This window comes from Streptomyces malaysiensis subsp. samsunensis (genome assembly GCF_024519315.1).
GTDB lineage: Bacteria > Actinomycetota > Actinomycetes > Streptomycetales > Streptomycetaceae > Streptomyces > Streptomyces malaysiensis.
Genome location: NZ_JANIIC010000054.1, coordinates 51,978 through 71,935 on the forward strand (window position 1 = coordinate 51,978; position 19,958 = coordinate 71,935).

Below are 19,958 nucleotides of genomic sequence, written 5' to 3' on the forward strand. Positions count from 1 at the left end.
CCCGCGCGGACCGGGCCCCCTCAGTGCCGCGCCGACCGGGAGTCGTGCCGGGGCGCCGGGGCGGCGCGGCGGGCGCGGGCCCTCATGCGTAGGACGGGCACGGTCAGGAGGGCTCTGGCGATGGCCTGGACGCGGCGTGGTGGGGGTGGGGTGGTGTGGGAGGGGCGGGGGACGATGGGGCGGGAGGCGAGGAAGAGGACCATTTCTCCACGGTCCCGGGCGCACCCGGTCCCGGTCCAACACCTGATCCGGGCCCATTCACGCATATCTGTTGTCAATTTTGGTCGGGTGTCGGAGGCGTCGGCCACCATGGTGCGGTGAACCGGGACATCGAACCGCGGCTGCTGCGCGCCTTCACCGCCGTCGCCGACGAACTGCACTTCACCCGCGCCGCCGCCCGCCTCTACGTCGCCCAGCAGGCCCTCAGCCGCGATATCCGCCGTCTGGAGCGGGAGTTGGGTGCGGAGCTCTTCGTGCGCACCACCCGCCAGGTCGCCCTCACGGCCGCGGGCGAGCGGCTGCTCCCGTACGCCCGGCGGGTGCTCCAGGCCCAGGACGATCTGGTGGCGGCCTTCAGCGGGGCCGAGCGCCGCCCGCTGCTGGTGGATGTGAGCGCCCCGGTGAGCACCGGAAGCCAGGTGCTGGCGGAGGCGCGGCTCGGTCTCGGCCCCGAGACCGAGCTGGTGGCCCGCTTCCACAGCGGGCTGGCCGGGGCCGCCGCCGAACTCCTCGCCGGCCGTCTCGACGTCTCCTTCGGCCGGGCCCACGGCCTCGACCCCGCCGTGCTCGCCCGGCTTGAGCACCGGCTGATCCGCTATGAGCGCCTCGCCGTGGTCCTGCGCGAGGACCACCCGCTGGCCGGGCTCGAGCGGATCCCGCTGTCCTCGCTCGCGGGCGAGACCCTGTACGCGGCGGCGGGCAACCACACCACCACCGAGTGGACGGACCTCGCCGCCCAGCTCTTCGCGGGGTGCGGGATCGCGATGGCGGAGCCGTTCCCGGAGATCGAGGGGGACGAGGAGTTCATCCGGGTGGTGACCAAGCGCCGCTGGTCGGTGCTGGCCAGCGAGGTGTTCATCCACCTCCCCGGTACGGTGCTGCGCCCGCTCACCGAGCCCGTTCCGCTCTCACCGGTCTCCATCCTGTGGCGCAAGGGCCTCGGCCACCCCGGCCTGGACGCCCTCCACGCGGCGGCCCGCACACTCGCCACCGCCTCCGACTGGCTCACCCGCCCACCGGGCTCCTGGCTGCCACGCCCCGAGGCGGGCGTGGTGGTCAGAGATTGACGCGGTTGATGCAGACGCGCTTGCGATGCGGAATCACCTGGTACCAGACGAGCATCGTCTCGACGCTGTACGTGCGCAGGCGATGGGGTTTGGGGTCGTCATCGAGGAGACCGTCCGGGCCGAGCCCCTGGGCCGCGAGATCGGCCAGAGCGCTGCCGATCACCTCGACCGCGCACCGGTCCGTGTCCTTCATGCCGCCGACGACCCACTCGGCGCCGGGGTTGTACTCCCAGGCCCATCCGGCGGTGTCCTCGACGGCTTCGCCCCGTGTGTTCACCCGGCGGCCCCGGTCTCGGCGGACGCTTCGCGGAGGATGCGGGCGATGGTCTGTTGCGCGGCCCGGAACTCCTCCTCCGTGGCCCGCGGATCGCCGGTGACGCGCTCCGCCTCGCGCATGGCGTGGAACCTCCCGGGGTGGCGTTCGATCGCGACGACGGTCGCCCACTTCTCCAGGAACAGCCGCATCGGCGTGGTCGAAGCGGTCTGAACGGCGCGGTCGAACGCCTCGCCCAGGTCGCGGTCGAACTCGGCGATGCGCGAGAGGTCGAGCCGTTTGACCGCTTCCCGCAAGGCGTCCCGCGTCATCGGCGGCTGCGGGATGACGGGCGCGTCCGAGTGGTCCGGCTGGCTGCTCATGCGATCCTCCGGCGGGCGGTCGGGCGGTGCACCGGTACCGTACCGGGAATGCGCGACAAGGCGGGCGCGTCAGCCCCCGCCCCCCGCATGCGGTACATCCCTCACCGCCACCCCTCCCCCCGGGTGAGAGCAAGGTTTCGTCCGTGTCACCTGCCGCCACAGCGCGGTAATGCGTCGTGCCTACCGTCGGGCAGCGACACCGAGAACTGTGGAGGCGTGATGACTGCCCCGACCACCACCGCCGTGCGCAAGGGGGGCCGCTGGATCGAGCAGTGGGACCCGGAGGACGAGAGCTTCTGGAGGGAGAAGGGGGAGCGGATCGCGACCCGGAATCTGGTCTTCTCCATCCTCTCCGAGCACATCGGGTTCTCCATCTGGAGTCTGTGGTCGGTGATGGTCCTGTTCATGGGGCCGGAGTACGGCGTCGACGCGGCCGGGAAGTTCTTCCTGGTTGCGATGGGCACTCTGGTCGGCGGGGTGCTGCGGGTGCCGTACACCTTCGCGGTCGCCCGGTTCGGCGGCCGCAACTGGACGGTGATCAGCGCGGGGCTGCTGCTCGTACCCGCCGTCGTCGCCGCCGTGGTGATGGAGCCCGGGACCTCCTACACCACGTTCATGGTGGTCGCGGCGCTCACCGGGGTCGGGGGCGGCAACTTCGCCTCGTCCATGACCAACATCAACTCCTTCTACCCACTGCGCAAGAAGGGCTGGGCGCTCGGCCTCAACGCGGGCGGCGGCAACATCGGTGTGCCCGTGATCCAGCTGATCGGGCTGCTGGTGATCGGCACCGCGGGGGCGGCCCAGCCGCGGCTGGTGCTCGCCGTCTACATCCCGCTGATCGTGGTGGCGATGGTGCTCTCGGCGCTGTTCATGGACAACCTGGCGCCGGTGCGCAACGACTCCGGGGCGGCCAGGGAGGCGGCCCGGGACGCCCACACCTGGATCATGTCGCTGCTCTACATCGGCACCTTCGGCTCGTTCATCGGCTACAGCTTCGCCTTCGGCCTGGTGCTCCAGAACCAGTTCGACCGCACCCCGCTCCAGGCCGCCTCGCTCACCTTCATCGGCCCGCTGCTCGGCTCGCTCATCCGCCCCGTCGGCGGCCGGCTCGCCGACACCCACGGCGGCGCGCGGATCACCCTGTGGAACTTCGCCGCCATGGCCGTGGCCACCCTCGTGGTCGTCTACGCCTCCGCGCAGAAGTCGCTGCCCGTCTTCCTCCTCGGCTTCATCGCCCTCTTCGTCCTCAGCGGGCTCGGCAACGGCTCCACCTTCAAGATGATCCCCGGCATCTTCCAGGCGAAGGCCGTCGCCCGCGGTCTGACGGGCGCGGCGGCCGCGTCCTACGGGCGGCGGCTGTCGGGCGCGGCGATGGGGCTGATCGGGGCGGTGGGCGCGCTCGGCGGGCTCGGGATCAACCTCGCCTTCCGGGAGTCGTTCGCGAGTGCCCAGTCCGGCACCCCCGCCTTCGTCTCCTTCCTCGCCTTCTACGCCCTGTGCTCCGCGGTCACCTGGGCCGTATACCTCCGCGGCGACCGCCCGGCCACGGCGCCCGCCGCCGGTCCGGACACGCATGATCCGCGGTCCGAGCGGCAACCCGCCTACGCGGACGTCTGAGCGGTCCGAGCGGGCGTCTGAGCGGTTCGAGCTGGCGTCTGAGCGGTTCGAGCTGGCGCCTGAGCGGTTCGAGCGGGCGTCCAGGGCGCCCAGGGCGGCCGCGGGGCCCGGGGCGTAGGTCGGCCGTACGGTCTCGGTGGGGCGTACGGTCGGCGTACGGTCCCCGGGGCCCGCGGTCGGCGTACGGTCGGCGGGGAAGCCCTCGGCCGTACACCGCGTTACACCTGGGAAACCTCCGTGAACCGCCACCGTCACCGGACGGCGACAGGATGCGGAACCGGAGGTGTCCATACGCGAGCGAATCGGGAGACCGGGAGATCGGGACGAGAGCCATGCAGCGACAACAGACCGGAGCCGCGGGTGGCGAGGAGCCCGTCGGCCCGCTCGCCGGATTCACCGTGGGGGTCACCGCGGCACGGCGCGCGGACGAGCTCGGCGCCCTGCTGCGGCGCCGCGGCGCGGAGGTGATGCACGCGCCCGCGCTGCGGATCGTGCCGCTGGCCGACGACTCCGAACTCCTGGCCGCCACCAAGCAGTTGATCGACAACGCACCGGATGTCGTGGTCGCCACCACGGCCATCGGCTTCCGCGGCTGGGTCGAGGCCGCCGACGGCTGGGGCCTGGGCGACGCGCTGCTCGACCGGCTGCGCGAGGTGCGGCTGCTGGCCCGCGGGCCGAAGGTGCGCGGGGCGATCCGGGCCGCCGGGCTCACCGAGGAGTGGTTCCCCGCGTCCGAGTCGATGGCCGAGGTGCTCGACCGGCTGCTGGAGGAGGGCGTCGAGGGGCACCGCATCGCCGTCCAGCTGCACGGCGAGCCGCTGCCCGGCTTCGTCGAGTCGCTGCGCGCCGCGGGGGCTGAGGTGGTCGGGGTGCCGGTCTACCGCTGGATGCCGCCGGAGGACATCGGGCCCGTGGACCGGCTGCTGGACGCCACCGTCGCCCGCGCCCTGGACGCCGTCACCTTCACCAGCGCGCCCGCCGCCGCGAGCCTGCTGGACCGGGCCGAACGGCGCGGGATGCGCGCGGAGCTGCTGGACGCGCTCCGCCATGATGTGCTGCCCGCGTGTGTCGGTCCCGTCACCGCGCTGCCGCTGGAGGCCCACGACGTGCCCACCTCCCAGCCGGAACGGTTCCGGCTCGGGCCGCTCGTCCAGTTGCTGACCGCCGAACTCCCGGGCCGGGTACGGCCGTTGCCCGTCGCCGGGCGGCGGCTGGAGATCCGCGGCCACGCCGTGGTCGTCGACGGCGAACTGCGCACCGTGCCGCCCGCCGGGATGGCGCTGCTGCGTGCCCTGGCCCGCCGCCCCGGCTGGGTCGTGGCCCGCTCGGAGTTGCTGCGGTCGTTGCCGGGGGCTGGGCGCGATGAGCATGCGGTGGAGACGGCGATGGCTCGGCTGCGGATGGCGCTTGGGGCGCCGAAGCTCATTCAGACTGTGGTCAAGCGGGGGTATCGGCTTGCGCTTGATCCTTCGGCCGATACGAAGTATGCGGGGGAGTAGGGGCTTTGGGTGCGGGGGTGTGTGGGTGTGTGGGTGCGGGGGTGTGTGGGTGCGGGGTGCCTCCGGCGGTAGCCCCCACCCCGCCCCTTCCCGAAAGACGGGGCTCCGCCCCGCCGCCCCGGCTGGGGCTCCGCCCCCGGCCCCGCTCCTCAATCGCCGGAGGGGCTGGATCATGGGGGTGCGCCCCGGACCCCGTTGCTCAGGCGCTGGAGGGGCTGGATCATGGGGCTCCGCCCCGGACCCCGCTCCTCAAACGCCGGAGGGGCTGGAAAGCGCTGGAGGGGCTCGGGTGCGGGGCTCCCCTGGACGCCGTTGCTCAAGCGCCGGAGGGGTGGAGTCGACGCCGGAGGGGCTGGAGTTGCCCCTCAAACGCTGGAGGGGCTTCGTTCCGGCACTCGGCTGTGTGAAGGGTTCGCCGGGCGTTTGCCCGGGCTCGGTTCCGGAGGGGTTCCGGGGGACAGGCGGGGCGGGCACTCTGAAAGGTGACCGGATCGGGCCTTCCCCAAGGGGTGACAGGAACATGGCGTCGGCGTCGGCCTACGACCTGCGGTTCGACTCGGGGCGGATCTGCCTGGACCTGGTGGCCACGGTCGGTGGCCGGCTCAGCGAGGCGCCCGTCGAGCGGCTCGGCGGGGTGGAGCCCCTCAGGGCCTGGCTGCTGGGCGCCGGACTCGTACCCGGCGGTACCCCTCTCGACGTCGTGGACCACCGCTGGCTCGTCCGCTTCCGGGCGGCCCGGGATCTGCTGCACCGGATCGTCCACACCGAGGTGGAGGGCCGTGCCGCGGGCGCCGATCTGGAGCGGATGAACGCGCTGGCCGCCACCGCCCCGCCCGCCCTGCGCGCCGTACGGACGCCCGACGGCGCCCTGGTACGCGCCCTCGTCGGGAAGCCCGACTGCGGAGCGCTGCTGGCCCAGATCGCCCGGGACGCGGTGCAGTTGCTCACCGACCCGGTGGCGCGCGGGCAGTTGCGGCGCTGCGAGGGGGAGACCTGCTCGCTGGTCTACCTCGACACCTCGCGCGGCCGCCGGCGGCGCTGGTGCTCCAGCGAAGTCTGCGGAAACCGCGAGCGCGTCGCCCGCCACCGGCGCCGCGTGAACGCCGCCGTGGAGTGAGCCCGCGGCCGGGTACGCCGCCGGGTGAGCGCTGCTGTCGGGTGGAATCCGCGGCCGGGTACGTCGCCAGGTGAGCGCCGCCGTTGAGTGAGCCCGCGGCTGGGTTTGTTGCCGGTGAGCGCTGCTGTCGGGTGGGACCCGCGGCTGGGCACGTCGCCCGGTAACGCCGGCGCCCCGTAAACCCGCGGCCGGGTACGCCGCCGATAAACGCCCTCGCCGCGTTAAACCCAAGCATCGGCAAAACATGAATCGGATTCAGACATGACACAGGCCCCGGATGGGGGGACCGGGGCCTGTGGGGCGGATTTGGGGAGGGAGCCCTTCCTGACGGCCGGCGCCCGCCCGGCGTCGGCCTACTCGGACTCAAGTACGCGTCGCGCGGCGGTAGATGTTCAGTCCGGAAATGGGATGTACATCACACGAGGGCCGATGAACGCCGAGCGTTTCCAGCCCGTACCCCCCTCGACCCGACGGCTTGCGTACGCAAAGATGCCCTCGTGACCGAGAGGACGACACCGGACGACGCGCTCATGCGCGCGCTCTACGCGGAGCACGCAGGCCCGCTTCTCGCCTTCGTCCTGCGCCTGGTCGCGGGCGACCGGCACCGAGCCGAGGACGTGGTCCAGGAGACCCTCCTGCGGGCCTGGCGCAACGCCGACCAACTGCGGCGCTCCGGAGGCTCGGTGCGGCCCTGGCTGGTGACCGTGGCCCGCCGCATCGTCATCGACGGCCACCGCCAGCGTCGCGCACGCCCCCACGAAGTGGACGCGTCACCGCTCCACGCGATGCCCGCCGCGGACGACATCGACCGCGCGTTGCGCCAGATGACCATTTCCGACGCGTTGAATGACCTCACCGACGCACATAGAGCGGCGCTCGTCGAGACATACTTCAGGGGACGGACGGTGAGTGAGGCGGCCGAAGTGCTGGGCGTTCCCGCCGGGACGGTACGGTCCCGGGTCTTCTACGCGCTGCGCTCCCTGAAGCTCTCGCTCGAGGAACGGGGGGTCACGGCATGATGCCGGCAGCGGACGACCAGCAGCACACCGCGGTCGGCGCCTATGCGCTCGGGGTGCTCGACCCCGCCGACGCGGCGCGCTTCGAGGATCACCTCATCGGGTGCGAGCGGTGCGCCGCCGAGCTCGACGAGCTGATGGGCCTCCCGCCGCTGCTGGCCGAGTACGCCACCGCCGCCGACGGCACCGCGCTCCCGGATCCGGCGGTGGTCACCGCCCGCCCAGGGCCGGAGCTGCTCGACCGGCTCCTGGACGATGTCTCGTCGAGCCGTAAAGCCTCCGGCAGACGGCGGCTCTTCCTCGTCGCCGCGGCCGCCGTCCTCATCGTCGGCGGCCCGCTCGCTGGTGCGGCGATCACCAAGGGCTCCGACGACGGCGGCGGCAAGACCCAGGTGGTGGCGTCCACCTCCAAGCAGGTGTTCGACCAGGGACGGAAGTTCAGCGCGGTGGACCCCGTCACCAAGGTGGACGCGTCCGTCTCGCTTCAGCAGAAGGGCTGGGGCACCTCCGTCGCCCTCAAGCTGGGCAACCTCAAGGGGCCGCGCAGCTGCGACCTGGTTGCCATCGGCAAGGACGGCCATGAGGAGACCATCACCACCTGGGCCGTGCCCACCTCGGGCTACGGCGTCAAGGACGGGGACGGCTCCCGCTGGAGCAAGGAGCCGCTCTACGCCCAGGGCGGCGCCGCCATGAACACCGACGAGATCGAGCGTTTCGAGGTCCGCACCCTGGACGGCCAGCGGCTGGCCGAGGTCAGGCTCTGAGAAACCCCCTCCCCGGAGGTGTACGGTTGACGGCTGCCCTTAAGAACACAGAAGGGGGCCTGGGTGGCCGCGCAGAACGCCACGCATGACGGCCGGACCGCACCGCGGCGGGACCGCGGGGACGGGATCCGGGACAGCGAGATCCGGATCGAACAGGCGCATCTGGACCGGGTGTACCACCGCCTCGAGGAGAAGATCCACGAGGCGGAGTTCCTCATGGACGACGCCGCCAAGCGCGGTCAGGTCGGTACGCCCGGCGCGCTCGCCGAACGGGACGCCCAGGTCTTCCGGGCCGGGGTCCATCTCAACCGGCTCAACAGCGAGTTCGAGGACTTCCTCTTCGGCCGCATCGATCTGCTGCCGGGCAAGGACGGTGAGCGAGGCCCCGACGGCGCCTACACCTCCATCGAGCCCGCCGACGACGCCATCCGCACCGGTCCGGACGGCGACCGCGCGGAGATCGCCGAAACGTTGCACATCGGCCGCATCGGCGTCCTCGACGCCGACTACGCCCCGCTGGTGATCGACTGGCGGGCGCCCGCCGCCGCCCCCTTCTACCGCTCCACCCCGGTCGCCCCCGGCCGCGTCGTCCGCCGCCGGGTGATCCGCAGCAAGGGCCGCCGGGTGCTCGGCGTCGAGGACGACCTGCTGCGCCCCGAACTCAGCGCGACCCTGGACGGCGGCGCGCTGCCGGTGGTCGGCGACGGTGCGCTGATGGCCGCGCTCGGCCAGGCCCGCGGCCACACCATGCGCGACATCGTCGCCTCCATCCAGGCCGAACAGGACCAGGTGATCCGCGCCCCCGCCGCCTCCATCACCGAGGTCGAGGGCGGCCCCGGCACCGGCAAGACGGCGGTCGCGCTGCACCGCGCGGCGTATCTGCTCTACCAGGACCGGCGGCGCTACGCGGGCGGCATCCTCGTGGTCAGCCCCACCCCGCTGCTGGTCGCCTACACCGAGGGCGTGCTGCCCTCGCTCGGCGAGGAGGGCCAGGTGGCCATCCGCGCGGTGGGCTCGCTGGTGGAGGGTTCCGAGGCCACCACGTACGACACCCCGGCGGTGGCCCGCGTCAAGGGCTCCTCCCGGATGGTGCGGGTGCTCCGCAAGGCCGCCCGTGGCGCGCTGGAGCTGCCCCGGGGAGCCACCGCCGTATCGGCCTCGTCATCGACCCCGGCCCCCTCGTCGGCCCCGGCCTCGTCGTCGGAGTCCCCGGCCTCGTCGTCGGACCATGGCCAGCTGACCCTCGATATGGCGCTCGGCGCCCCCGCCGCGACCCCGTCGGGCGACGGCGCCAGACCCGGCGCGGGCCCCGGATCGAGACCCGGCGGCCCACCCGAGCGTTTGCGCGTGGTCGCCTTCGGCGCCCGGATCGAGCTGGGCGCCGATGAGCTGCGCACCATCCGCCAGAACGTGCTGGGCGGCACCGCGCCCGTCAATCTGCTGCGCCCGCGTGCCCGCCGGCTGCTGCTGGACGCGCTGTGGACCCGTTCCGGCGCGCCCAGGCGTTACACCGACCCCGAGCTGGCCGCCGAGGCGCGGGAGGGCTTCGACGAGGACATCTCCACCGAGGATTCCTTCCAGGACTTCCTCGACGCCTGGTGGCCCGAGCTCACCCCCCGCTCCGTCCTCGCCGCCATGGCCGATGAGAAGCGGCTGAGCCGCTGGTCACGAAGGGTGCTCAACCCCCGCGAGGTCCGTCAGGTGGCCCGGTCGCTCGGCCGGCTCGGCCCGGACGGGCAGGGCCCGCTGTCGGTCCACGACGTGGCGCTGCTGGACGAGCTCAACACCCTCCTGGGCACCCCCGCCCGCCCCGCGGCCCCCCGTGAGACGGATCCGCTGGACCAGCTGACCGGCCTGGATGAGCTGACCACCTACGCCGACCGGGTCGCCCCCCGCCGCACCCGCGCCGAGCGGGCCGAGCGGGAGCGCACCGACTACGCCCATGTCATCGTCGACGAGGCGCAGGACCTCACCCCCATGCAGTGGCGGATGGTCGGACGGCGCGGCCGCCACGCCACCTGGACGGTCGTCGGCGACCCCGCCCAGAGTTCCTGGTCCGACCCGGACGAGGCGGGGCAGGCCCGGGACGAGGCGCTCGGCAGCCGCCCGCGCCGCCGCTTCACCCTCACCGTCAACTACCGCAACCCGGCGGAGATCGCCGAACTCGCCACCAAGGTCCTCACGCTCGCGATGCCCGGCACCCCGGCCCCCGAGGCGGTCCGCTCCACGGGTGTGGCGCCGCGCTTCGCCCCGGGCGCCGACGGCGACCTCGGCGCGGCCGCGCGCCGGGAGGCGCTCCGGCTGCTGGACGAGGTGGACGGCACCGTCGGCGTCGTCGTGGCGATGAACCGGCGCGAACAGGCCCGTCAGTGGCTGACGGGCCTGGGCCACCGGGTGGTGGCGCTGGGCAGCCTGGAGGCGAAGGGGCTGGAGTACGACGCCACGGTCGTGGTCTCGCCCGCCGAGATCGCCGACGAGTCCCCGGCCGGGCTCCGGGTGCTGTACGTGGCGCTCACCCGCGCGACCCAGCGGCTGACGGTGGTGTCGGGCAACCGCGATGAACCGGACGGCGAGGGCGTCCCGGACCTGCTGCGGGACTCCCCCTTCTGAGGCGCGGTTCTCCCCCCGGCCACCGCTGGGAGGTGCCCCCGGCCGGAAGGCCACGGAGGCCGGAAGACCCCGGCGGCCGGGGGACCGGAGGGGGCTTCGAAATCCACCCCCGGGAGGGGAATCCCTTCCCGGGCCTGTTTGTTAGCCTTGATGTGGCACCGGCTCGATCCAAGCCCCCGGGCCCAACCTTCGTCGCTTCGAGCGACCACTTGCCGCGAGGCGAGCATGGCGGGTCGGTGCCACCTTTCATCTCTTCCGTAAGAGGTCCGCGCCGGGCGGTGTCAGCCGCCGAGGACGCGGACCTCTTCCGCTTGCGGGCCCTTGCGGCCCTGCACGATCTGGAATTCGACCCGCTGCTCATCGACCAGGCTGCGGTAGCCGCTGCCGTCGATCGAGCTGTAGTGGACGAAGACGTCCGGTCCGCCGTCCTCCTGGGCGATGAAGCCGTAGCCCTTCTCGGCGTTGAACCATTTCACGGTGCCCTGAGCCATGCCCGCGCTCCTCGTTGTCTCTTCCTCTGACGTCTTCTGACGCTGTAGCGCGCCAGAGCCTAGGCCGGAGGATGCGGCGCACGGCCCGCCTCGCCAGGCGTTCCCGCGAAGGAGTGGGGCTTTCCACTCGGCTGACCCCACTCTGCTATGTCAGAACAATATGTCCGAAAGTCGGGCCGGGTTACCCCATACCCAGAGGTAGGTGTAACCATCTGAGGACGTGGCCCGGCAATCCCGCGGCCCGGACAGCATGAACAAGGGAAAGCAGAGGAAGCAGGCCATGGCAACGGCGCCCAGCGTCTCGTACTCGATGACGGTCCGGCTGGAGGTGCCCGCGAGCGGTACCGCGGTCAGCCAGCTGACCACGGCCGTGGAGTCCTCCGGTGGCTCGGTAACGGGCCTTGACGTAACCGCTTCCGGCCACGAGAAGCTCCGTATCGACGTCACCATCGCCGCGACCTCGACCGCGCACGCCCAGGAGATCGTGGAGAAGCTGCGGGGCATCGAGGGTGTCTCGCTCGGCAAGGTCTCCGACCGTACGTTCCTGATGCACCTCGGTGGCAAGATCGAGATGTCGTCGAAACACCCCATCCGCAACCGTGACGACCTCTCCATGGTCTACACGCCCGGTGTGGCCCGGGTCTGCCAGGCCATCGCGGAAAACCCCGAGGACGCCCGCCGTCTCACCATCAAGCGCAACAGTGTGGCGGTCGTCACGGACGGCTCCGCGGTCCTCGGCCTCGGCAACATCGGCCCCAAGGCCGCCCTGCCGGTGATGGAGGGCAAGGCGGCCCTCTTCAAGCGGTTCGCGGGCATCGACGCCTGGCCGATCTGCCTGGACACCCAGGACTCGGACGAGATCGTCGCGATCGTCAAGGCGATCGCCCCCGGCTTCGCGGGGATCAACCTGGAGGACATCTCCGCCCCCCGCTGCTTCGAGATCGAGGCGCGGCTGCGCGAGGCCGTGGACATCCCGGTCTTCCACGACGACCAGCACGGCACCGCCATCGTGGTGCTCGCAGCCCTCACCAACGCGCTGCGGGTGGTCGACAAGAAGGTCGAGGATGTGAGGGTCGTCATGTCCGGCGCGGGTGCCGCCGGTACGGCCATCCTGCGGCTGCTGACCGCCGCGGGCGTGCGGCACGCGGTCGTCGCCGACATCCACGGCGTGGTGCACGCCGGGCGCCAGGACCTGGTCTCCGCCGACCCGGAGTCCCCGCTGCGCTGGATCGCCGACAACACCAACCCGGAGGGCGTCACGGGCACCCTGCGCGAGGCCGTGCGGGGCGCGGACGTGTTCATCGGCGTCTCGGCCCCGAACGTGCTCTCCGGCGACGATGTGGCCGCCATGGCGGACGGTGCGATCGTCTTCGCGCTGGCCAACCCCGACCCCGAGGTGGACCCGGCGATCGCCCGCCAGACCGCCGCGGTGGTCGCCACCGGGCGCTCTGACTTCCCGAACCAGATCAACAACGTCCTGGTGTTCCCGGGCGTTTTCCGTGGTTTGCTGGACGCGCAGTCGCGTACGGTGAACACCGAGATGATGCTGGCGGCTGCCGGTGCGCTCGCGGACGTCGTCCACGACGACGAGCTCAATGCCAACTACATCATTCCGAGCGTCTTCAACGACAAGGTCGCGGGGGCGGTCGCCGGGGCCGTGCGGGACGCGGCCCGCGCTGTGACCAGTACCACTGCGGTCTGAGCCGGGCACGGCGCGTCGCGCGCTGTGGGGTCCCGAAGGCGGCCATAGGGTGGCGGGCAGGAAAACGACCGCCACGGCGCTTTTCGTGTGACTCTCCAGGGCTCCGGATTGGCTTTCCCGCCACAGGTGCGGGCAGGATGCGTTCCGGGCGCGAGGGTCTGAACAGCAGACCCGGGTCCGGGGACTGTCCGAGGGCCCTGGCAGCATCGGCTTCGATCTCACGCCTATTGGCAAGATGAACACGGGAGTACAACATGAACCGCAGTGAGCTGGTGGCCGCTCTGTCCGAGCGCGCCGAGGTGACCCGAAAGGACGCCGACGCCGTGCTGGCCGCCCTCGCCGAGGTGACTGGTGAGGTCGTCGCTAAGGGCGACGAGAAGGTCACCATCCCCGGCTTCCTGACCTTTGAGCGCACCCACCGTGCCGCTCGCACCGCGCGCAACCCGCAGACCGGTGAGCCGATCGAGATCCCGGCCGGCTACAGCGTGAAGGTCTCCGCGGGCTCCAAGCTCAAGGAAGCCGCCAAGGGCAAGTAAGCCTCCGCGAACGAGAGGGGCGGCCACCCGGGAGGGTGGCCGCCCCTTTTGCCGCTCCTACGGGCCCTGGGACCCGTCCAGGGGGCGCTGCGCGGCGCCGCCTGACCTCGAGGGTTACGCGGTGTCGCCGCCGGCCGGGAGCTCCACCTTCGCGCCCAGCTCCACCAGCTTCTCCATGAAGTTCTCGTAGCCGCGGTTGATCAGGTCGATGCCGTGGACCCGCGAGGTGCCCTGCGCGGCCAGGGCCGCGATCAGGTAGGAGAAGCCGCCACGGAGGTCGGGGATGACCAGGTCGGAGCCCTGGAGCCGGGTGGGTCCTGAGACGACCGCGGAGTGCAGGAAGTTGCGCTGGCCGAAGCGGCACGCGGAGCCGCCCAGGCATTCGCGGTAGAGCTGGATGTGCGCGCCCATCTGGTTGAGCGCGGAGGTGAAGCCCAGCCGCGACTCGTAGACCGTCTCGTGGACGATGGACAGGCCCGACGCCTGGGTCAGGGCCACCACCAGCGGCTGCTGCCAGTCGGTCTGGAAGCCGGGGTGGACGTCGGTCTCCAGGGCGATCGCGTTGAGCTTGCCGCCCGGGTGCCAGAACCGTATGCCCTCGTCACCGATGTCGAAGGCGCCGCCGACCTTGCGGTAGGTGTTCAGGAAGGTCATCATCTCGCGCTGCCGGGCGCCGCGTACGAAGATGCTGCCCTCGGTGGCCAGCGCCGCGCTCGCCCAGGAGGCGGCCTCCAGGCGGTCCGGGAGGGCGCGGTGGTTGTAGCCGTCGAGCCGGTCCACACCGGTGATCCGGATCGTGCGGTCGGTGTCCATGGAGATGATGGCGCCCATCTTCTGAAGGACGCAGATGAGGTCTTCGATCTCCGGCTCGACCGCCGCGTTGGAGAGTTCCGTCACACCCTCGGCGAGCACCGCCGTCAGCAGCACCTGCTCGGTGGAGCCCACCGACGGGTACGGCAGCCGGATCTTGGTGCCGCGCAGCCGGTGCGGGGCCTCCAGGTACTGGCCGTCCGCCCGCTTCTCGATCTTCGCGCCGAACTGGCGCAGCACATCGAAGTGGAAGTCGATGGGCCGGCCGCCGATGTCACAGCCGCCCAGGCCCGGGATGAAGGCGTGGCCGAGGCGGTGCAGCAGCGGGCCGCAGAAGAGGATCGGGATCCGCGAGGAGCCGGCGTGGGCGTCGATGTCGGCGACATTGGCGCTCTCCACATGCGTGGGGTCGAGCACCAGCTCACCGGGCTCGTCACCGGGGCGCACCGTCACACCGTGCAGCTGGAGCAGCCCGCGCACCACCCGCACATCGCGGATGTCGGGGACGTTGCGCAGCCTGCTGGGCCCGCTGCCGAGGAGGGCGGCCACCATGGCCTTCGGCACGAGGTTCTTCGCGCCGCGGACACGGATCTCGCCTTCGAGCGGGGTGCCGCCATGGACGAGCAGGACATCGTTCGAGCGGGTCATCTGGTCTCGCGTTCCTGAGACGGGCAGGGCCAAAGGCACAGGGGCCAAAGGGCAAGAGTAATGGCCCTGGAGACCCCCTCCGTAAGGCTCTTGCACCCTTTGCCCCCGCGGGCATGCGTAACAACACGTTCCGTTTCGCTCGGAAAGCGTCAGTCACGTGCGCCGCATCTGCTGTCTTGCGCCCCGACCTGCTCTCATATGGGACTCGTCTTCCACTCCCCCTCCGGACCCGATATGGGGGATCATGTGGCCATGACCGAGGTGTCCTCGCTCACAGGACGGTTGCTTGTCGCGACACCGGCGCTTGCTGACCCGAATTTCGACCGTGCGGTGGTGCTCCTCCTCGACCACGACGAGGAGGGCTCGCTCGGCGTGGTCCTGAACCGTCCGACCCCGGTGGGGGTGGGCGACATCCTGGAGTCGTGGGCCGAGCTGGCCGGGGAGCCGGGGGTGGTCTTCCAAGGGGGTCCGGTTTCGCTGGACTCCGCGCTGGGCGTGGCCGTCGTACCGGGCGAATCGGGCCGGTCCTCGGCGCGCAGCGAGGACGGGCCACTCGGTTGGCGCAGAGTGCACGGGGCCATCGGGCTGGTCGACCTGGAGGCGCCGCCGGAGCTGCTGGCGGCCGCGGTCGGGTCCTTGCGCATCTTCGCCGGTTACGCGGGCTGGGGGCCCGGTCAGCTGGAGGACGAGCTCGCCGAGGGCGCGTGGTACGTGGTGGAGTCCGAGCCGGGCGATGTGTCCTCGCCGGCCCCCGAGCGGCTGTGGCGTGCGGTGCTGCGCCGCCAGCGCAGCGAGCTGGCGATGGTCGCCACGTATCCGGACGACCCTTCTCTCAACTAGGCATGAGTACCCTAGGGCTGTATGAGCACTCTTGAGCCCGAGCGCGGGGCAGGCACGGGGACCCTCGTTGAGCCGACACCTCAGGTGTCGCACGGGGACGGCGACCACGAGCGCTATGCCCACTATGTACAGAAAGACAAGATCATGGAGAGCGCCCTCTCCGGATCTCCCGTCGTCGCACTCTGCGGCAAGGTCTGGGTGCCGGGTCGTGACCCGAAGAAGTACCCGGTGTGCCCCATGTGCAAGGAGATCTTCGAGGGCATGGGTGCCGGCGGGGACAAGGGCAAGGACGGCGACGGCAAGAAGTAGCCGGCCCGCCGGCCGTCAGCTCTGCCGCAAGACCCCGCGCGACAGACGGCACGCCCGGCCCGCGACCCCGCCCGGGGGTCGCGGGCCGGGCGTGCCGTGCTTGTGCGCCCTGCCGCGCGCCGGCCGACCCCAGTAGGGTCGGCCCATGAGCGGGCGTACGGAGAACGGGGCGGCGCGGGCCGCCTATCTGGTGTTCGGGGCGCGTGAGGTCGACGAGCCCGAAGTGGAAGGCGCCAGCGCCTACTGCCAGTTCGAGAAGGACTGGGACGCCCAGCTGGAGCAGTGCGGGCGGCTGGCCGCCGAGCGGGGCTACCGGCCCGCCGGCAGCTGCGTGATGTCGGTCGCGCAGCCGACCCGGCCCAGACTTCTGGACTGGGCCGCCGACCCGGGCTGTGACGTGGTGCTGGTGGCCAGCGACCGCGTCCTGGAGCGCATCCGGAAGACCTGGCCCGACTGGGGCCGGGCGGTCGAGTGCCTGGAGGAGGCGGGTGCGCGGGTCGAGGCCGTGCCGTATGTTGAACCCGCCTATCCGGGTGAGGAGTTGCCGCGTCGCTAGCGCGAAGTTCCTTTTATTACGGAGTGGTTCAGACCTCTTGTGAGGTCGCTCAAGGTTCCCTAGCCTCACGCATATTGTGCTGAGCGAAACATGCGTTGCATATATTGCAACGCCAAATGTTTAAGGGTCCCTATGAAGCCGTCCCGTCTCTCTGTGTTCTCCCGGTGGTCCTCCCGCGTCACGGTGCCCGTGGTGGCCCTGACCCTGGCGGGGCTGGCCGCGACCGGATGCGCCCCCTCCACCTCCGACAACAGCTCCAAGGAGGATGAGAAGAGCGGCAAGCTGCGCGTCTGGCTCTTTCAGGAGGTCAACAACGCGCCCAAGAAGAAAGTGATCGACGACGCGGTCGCGGACTTCGAGAAGAAGCACGACGGGACCGAGGTCGAGGTGACCTACATTCCCATCGACACCCGGGCGCAGAAGATCAAGGCGGCTTTCAACGACCCCAAGAGCGCCCCCGACGCCATCGAGTTCGGCAACACCGACACCGCCGGCTATGTCAAGGACGGCGGGCTGCTGGACATCAGCAAGGCGTTCGGCTCCTGGGGCGACTCCACCAACATCGACCCCACCGCGAAGTACTCGCTGACCATCGGCGGCAAGGTCTACGGCGCCCCGCTCTTCGTCGGCGTCCGGGCGCTGTACTACCGGACGGACGTCTTCAAAGACCTCGACCTGGAGCCCCCGACCACCCAGGACGAGCTGATTGCGACCGCGAAGAAGATCCACTCGGAGCGGTCGGATCTGTACGGTCTCGCGGTCGGCGGCGCCTACACCTACGGCGCGATGCCCTTCATCTGGGCCAACGGCGGCGATCTCGCCAACGAGAAGGGCAAGTTCGGCTCCAACGAGTACGAGGCGGCCATCGACAGCGCCGACGCCCAGAAGGGCATCAAGGCGTACGCCTCGCTCTTCGGCGACGACAACTGCCCGGCCGCCAAGTGCGCCCAGTGGGGCGGCAACGACACCGTCGAGGCGTTCGCCTCGGGCAAGGCGGCCATGGCGATCGGCGGCGACTTCAACCGCCATGCCATCGAGGCGGGCAAGGTCAAGGGCAAGTTCAAGGTCGTGCCGCTGCCGGGCGTGAAGCGGGGCGATATCGCACCGGCCTTCGCGGGCGGGAACAACGTCGGGGTGCTCAAGAGCACCTCGCACCGCACGCTCGCCGTGGACCTGCTGGAGTCGCTCGCCGGGAAGCAGACCCAGCGCAAACTCTACGACGCCATGGGCTTCCTGCCCACCTTCACCGATGTGCGGGGCGACGTGGCGCAGAAGGACTCCTTCGTGAAGCCCTTCGTGAAGACCCTCAACGACAGCGCCAAGTTCGTGCCCGCCTCGCCCGGCTGGGCGGCCATCGACGCGCAGCTCGTCCTGCCCACCATGTTCCAGGAGATCGTCAGCGGCCGTAAGAGCGTGGAGACCGCCACCAAGGACGCCGCGAAGAAGATGGACGAGGCATTCCAGCAGTGAGTGCCGGCACCGCGCAGCACGCCCGGCAGGGCCCCGCCAAGAGCCGCCGGTCCCGGCCGGGCCCCGCCTCCCCGGCCGGGGGCCGGGCCGGGAAGGGAACCCGGCGGGGGGCCTGGACGCCCTGGCTCTATCTCGCCCCGGCGCTCGTCGTCCTGGGCGGGCTGCTCGTCTACCCCATCTACCAGCTCGGTCTGATCTCGTTCCTGGAGTACACCCAGGCCCAGGTCAGCGGCGGTGAGCCGACCACCTTCCAGGGGTTCGCCAACTACGCCGAACTGTTCGGCGACGGCGAGTTCTGGAACGTCGTGGTGGCCACGCTGCTGTTCGCCGCCGTCTGCGTGGTGTCCACCCTCGCGGTCGGCTGTGCGCTCGCGGTGCTGCTGACGCGCGTACGGGCCATTCCGCGGCTTGCGCTGATGCTGGCCGCGCTGGGCGCCTGGGCCACCCCGGCGATCACCGGTTCGACGGTCTGGGTCTTCCTCTTCGACCCCGACTTCGGTCCGGTGAACAAGGTCCTGGTGTGGTCCGGGCTCTCCGGGTTCGAGAACTACTCCTGGACCTACGACCGCTACAGCGCCTTCGCCCTGGTGCTCTTCGAGGTCGTGTGGTGCTCGTTCCCGTTCGTGATGGTCACCGTCTACGCGGGCATCAAGGCGATCCCCGGCGAGGTGCTGGAGGCCGCCGCCCTCGACGGCGCCTCCACCTGGCGGATCTGGCGCACCGTGATGGCGCCGATGCTGCGGCCCATCCTCGTCGTGGTGACCATCCAGTCCATCATCTGGGACTTCAAGGTCTTCACCCAGATCTACGTCATGACGGACGGCGGCGGGATCGCACGCCAGAACATGGTGCTCAACGTGTACGCGTACCAGAAGGCGTTCGCGTCCTCGCAGTACAGCCTGGGCTCGGCGATCGGCGTGGTGATGCTGCTGATCCTGCTGGCCGTCACGCTGGTCTATCTGCGGCTGCTGCGACGCCAGGGAGAAGAACTGTGAGCCACTCAGCAGATCGGCGGAAGTCGGCCGCGGTTCGGTGGCGCCCCGAAGGGGCGCGGGGAACTGCGCGACCAGCCACGACAGCGCCGCGGACGATCGACGGCAGGTCAGGGTACTTCCAGCGGAGCGCTTCGCGCGTCTCGCCGCGCATCCGCCGCCCCTGGCGCCTGGCCGCCGAGGTCACCGCCCTGATCGTCGCGGCCGTGGTCGCCTTCCCGCTGTACTGGATGGTGCTCTCGGCCTTCAAGCCCGAGGGGGAGATCCAGTCCACCGAGCCCCGGCCGTGGACGGGGTCCCCCTCGCTGGACTCCTTCCGGCGCGTCTTCCAGCAGGAGGACTTCGGGCGCTACTTCCTCAACAGCCTCTTCGTGGCCGGGGTGGTGGTGATTGCCTCGGCGCTGATCGCCTTCCTGGCGGCGACGGCGGTCGCGCGCTTCCGGTTCCGCTTCCGCACCACGCTGCTGGTGATGTTCCTCGTCGCCCAGATGGTGCCGATCGAGGCGCTGACCATCCCCATGTTCTTCCTGATGCGGGATCTGGGGGAGTCGGTGCCGGGGGTGGGCCTCAACACGCTGGGCTCGCTGATCCTGCCGCATATCGCCTTCTCGCTGCCGTTCGCCATCTGGATGCTGCGCGGCTTCGTCAAGGCGGTGCCCGAGGCGCTGGAGGAGGCGGCCTATCTCGACGGGGCCAGCCGCTCCCGCTTCCTGTGGCAGATCCTCTTCCCCCTCGTCTTCCCCGGACTGGTCGCGACGAGCGTCTTCTCCTTCATCTCCGCCTGGAACGACTTCCTCTTCGCCAAGTCCTTCATCATCAGCGCGACCGAGAACTCCACCCTTCCGATGGCGCTGCTGGTCTTCTTCAAGGACGAGGGGAACGACTGGGGAGGCATCATGGCGGCGTCCACCGTCATGACCATCCCCGTGCTGGTCTTCTTCGTGTTCGTACAGCGCCGGCTGGTCTCCGGACTCGGCGGCGCGGTGAAGGACTGACCACCGGCCGGCCACCGGCCACGGACTGACCCCGGACCGGCCAGGGGCCGGTCCGGGGCGGACA

At 71.1% G+C, this 19,958-nt stretch carries 19 protein-coding genes; 15 read left to right on the top strand and 4 right to left on the bottom strand.

The window, feature by feature from the left end; translation table 11 throughout:
• The first annotated feature begins 317 nt into the window (after positions 1–317).
• Positions 318–1,286: a LysR family transcriptional regulator gene (locus NQU54_RS35715; RefSeq protein WP_257634648.1), complete on the top strand. Its 969-nt coding sequence runs from the start codon at positions 318–320 to the stop codon at positions 1,284–1,286.
• Here NQU54_RS35715 and NQU54_RS35720 read toward each other — a convergent pair.
• Positions 1,276–1,563 carry a hypothetical protein gene (locus NQU54_RS35720; RefSeq protein ID WP_257634649.1) on the bottom strand — a complete coding sequence of 96 codons (288 nt, stop codon included), beginning with the start codon at positions 1,561–1,563 and terminating at the stop codon, positions 1,276–1,278. The genes NQU54_RS35715 and NQU54_RS35720 overlap by 11 nt on opposite strands.
• A complete protein-coding gene (locus NQU54_RS35725; protein ID WP_257634650.1) occupies positions 1,560–1,922 on the bottom strand; it encodes a DUF6247 family protein in 363 nt (120 codons plus the stop codon). The genes NQU54_RS35720 and NQU54_RS35725 overlap by 4 nt, the downstream gene beginning before the upstream one ends.
• Before the next feature lie 219 nt (positions 1,923–2,141).
• Between NQU54_RS35725 and NQU54_RS35730 the strand changes: the two genes are divergently transcribed.
• The 6 genes from NQU54_RS35730 (at position 2,142) to NQU54_RS35755 (ending at position 10,545) form a co-directional block, all read left to right on the top strand.
• Complete coding sequence (locus tag NQU54_RS35730; protein ID WP_257634651.1) at positions 2,142–3,539, top strand: nitrate/nitrite transporter; 1,398 nt, start codon at positions 2,142–2,144, stop codon at positions 3,537–3,539.
• A 332-nt stretch (positions 3,540–3,871) separates the two neighbouring features.
• Complete coding sequence (locus NQU54_RS35735; protein WP_257634652.1) at positions 3,872–5,038, top strand: uroporphyrinogen-III synthase; 1,167 nt, start codon at positions 3,872–3,874, stop codon at positions 5,036–5,038.
• 520 nt (positions 5,039–5,558) lie between these two features.
• Positions 5,559–6,155, top strand: a complete 597-nt coding sequence (locus tag NQU54_RS35740) for a CGNR zinc finger domain-containing protein (RefSeq protein WP_069863587.1) — start codon at positions 5,559–5,561, stop codon at positions 6,153–6,155.
• 497 nt (positions 6,156–6,652) lie between these two features.
• A complete protein-coding gene (locus NQU54_RS35745; RefSeq protein ID WP_308408522.1) occupies positions 6,653–7,174 on the top strand; it encodes a sigma-70 family RNA polymerase sigma factor in 522 nt (173 codons plus the stop codon).
• Positions 7,171–7,935, top strand: a complete 765-nt coding sequence (locus NQU54_RS35750) for an anti-sigma factor family protein (protein WP_093705972.1) — start codon at positions 7,171–7,173, stop codon at positions 7,933–7,935. Before NQU54_RS35745 ends, NQU54_RS35750 begins: the two co-directional genes overlap by 4 nt.
• A gap of 63 nt (positions 7,936–7,998) precedes the next feature.
• Positions 7,999–10,545: a HelD family protein gene (locus tag NQU54_RS35755; RefSeq protein WP_372506155.1), complete on the top strand. Its 2,547-nt coding sequence runs from the start codon at positions 7,999–8,001 to the stop codon at positions 10,543–10,545.
• Between the two features lie 281 nt (positions 10,546–10,826).
• On the opposite strand, the gene NQU54_RS35760 is transcribed toward NQU54_RS35755, so the two are convergent.
• Positions 10,827–11,036 carry a cold-shock protein gene (locus NQU54_RS35760; RefSeq protein WP_020870916.1) on the bottom strand — a complete coding sequence of 70 codons (210 nt, stop codon included), beginning with the start codon at positions 11,034–11,036 and terminating at the stop codon, positions 10,827–10,829.
• Positions 11,037–11,316: 280 nt separating this feature from the next.
• On the opposite strand from NQU54_RS35760, the gene NQU54_RS35765 reads away from it, so the two are divergent.
• Both NQU54_RS35765 and NQU54_RS35770 read left to right on the top strand, forming a co-directional pair.
• The gene (locus tag NQU54_RS35765; protein ID WP_147967594.1) at positions 11,317–12,738 is read left to right on the top strand and encodes an NAD-dependent malic enzyme; all 1,422 of its coding nucleotides are present in this window, start codon (positions 11,317–11,319) and stop codon (positions 12,736–12,738) included.
• 254 nt (positions 12,739–12,992) lie between these two features.
• On the top strand, positions 12,993–13,274 hold the full coding sequence (locus NQU54_RS35770) for an HU family DNA-binding protein (protein ID WP_009717479.1): 282 nt from the start codon (positions 12,993–12,995) through the stop codon (positions 13,272–13,274).
• Positions 13,275–13,388: 114 nt separating this feature from the next.
• On the opposite strand, the gene murA is transcribed toward NQU54_RS35770, so the two are convergent.
• The gene (gene murA / locus NQU54_RS35775) at positions 13,389–14,732 is read right to left on the bottom strand and encodes a UDP-N-acetylglucosamine 1-carboxyvinyltransferase (protein WP_069863604.1); all 1,344 of its coding nucleotides are present in this window, start codon (positions 14,730–14,732) and stop codon (positions 13,389–13,391) included.
• Positions 14,733–14,984: 252 nt separating this feature from the next.
• Between murA and NQU54_RS35780 the strand changes: the two genes are divergently transcribed.
• The 6 genes from NQU54_RS35780 (at position 14,985) to NQU54_RS35805 (ending at position 19,894) form a co-directional block, all read left to right on the top strand.
• The gene (locus NQU54_RS35780) at positions 14,985–15,572 is read left to right on the top strand and encodes a YqgE/AlgH family protein (protein WP_069864168.1); all 588 of its coding nucleotides are present in this window, start codon (positions 14,985–14,987) and stop codon (positions 15,570–15,572) included.
• 21 nt (positions 15,573–15,593) lie between these two features.
• Positions 15,594–15,881, top strand: a complete 288-nt coding sequence (locus NQU54_RS35785) for a DUF3039 domain-containing protein (protein ID WP_075200572.1) — start codon at positions 15,594–15,596, stop codon at positions 15,879–15,881.
• Between the two features lie 145 nt (positions 15,882–16,026).
• Positions 16,027–16,437 (top strand): hypothetical protein, encoded by a 411-nt coding sequence (locus NQU54_RS35790; protein ID WP_069863611.1) that lies wholly within the window; start codon positions 16,027–16,029, stop codon positions 16,435–16,437.
• A 132-nt stretch (positions 16,438–16,569) separates the two neighbouring features.
• Positions 16,570–17,907 carry an extracellular solute-binding protein gene (locus NQU54_RS35795; protein WP_257634653.1) on the top strand — a complete coding sequence of 446 codons (1,338 nt, stop codon included), beginning with the start codon at positions 16,570–16,572 and terminating at the stop codon, positions 17,905–17,907.
• Positions 17,904–18,902 carry a carbohydrate ABC transporter permease gene (locus NQU54_RS35800; RefSeq protein WP_257634654.1) on the top strand — a complete coding sequence of 333 codons (999 nt, stop codon included), beginning with the start codon at positions 17,904–17,906 and terminating at the stop codon, positions 18,900–18,902. The genes NQU54_RS35795 and NQU54_RS35800 overlap by 4 nt, the downstream gene beginning before the upstream one ends.
• Before the next feature lie 95 nt (positions 18,903–18,997).
• Entirely contained in the window at positions 18,998–19,894 is an 897-nt protein-coding gene (locus NQU54_RS35805; protein ID WP_069864170.1) for a carbohydrate ABC transporter permease, read from the top strand.
• Positions 19,895–19,958 lie beyond the last annotated feature (64 nt).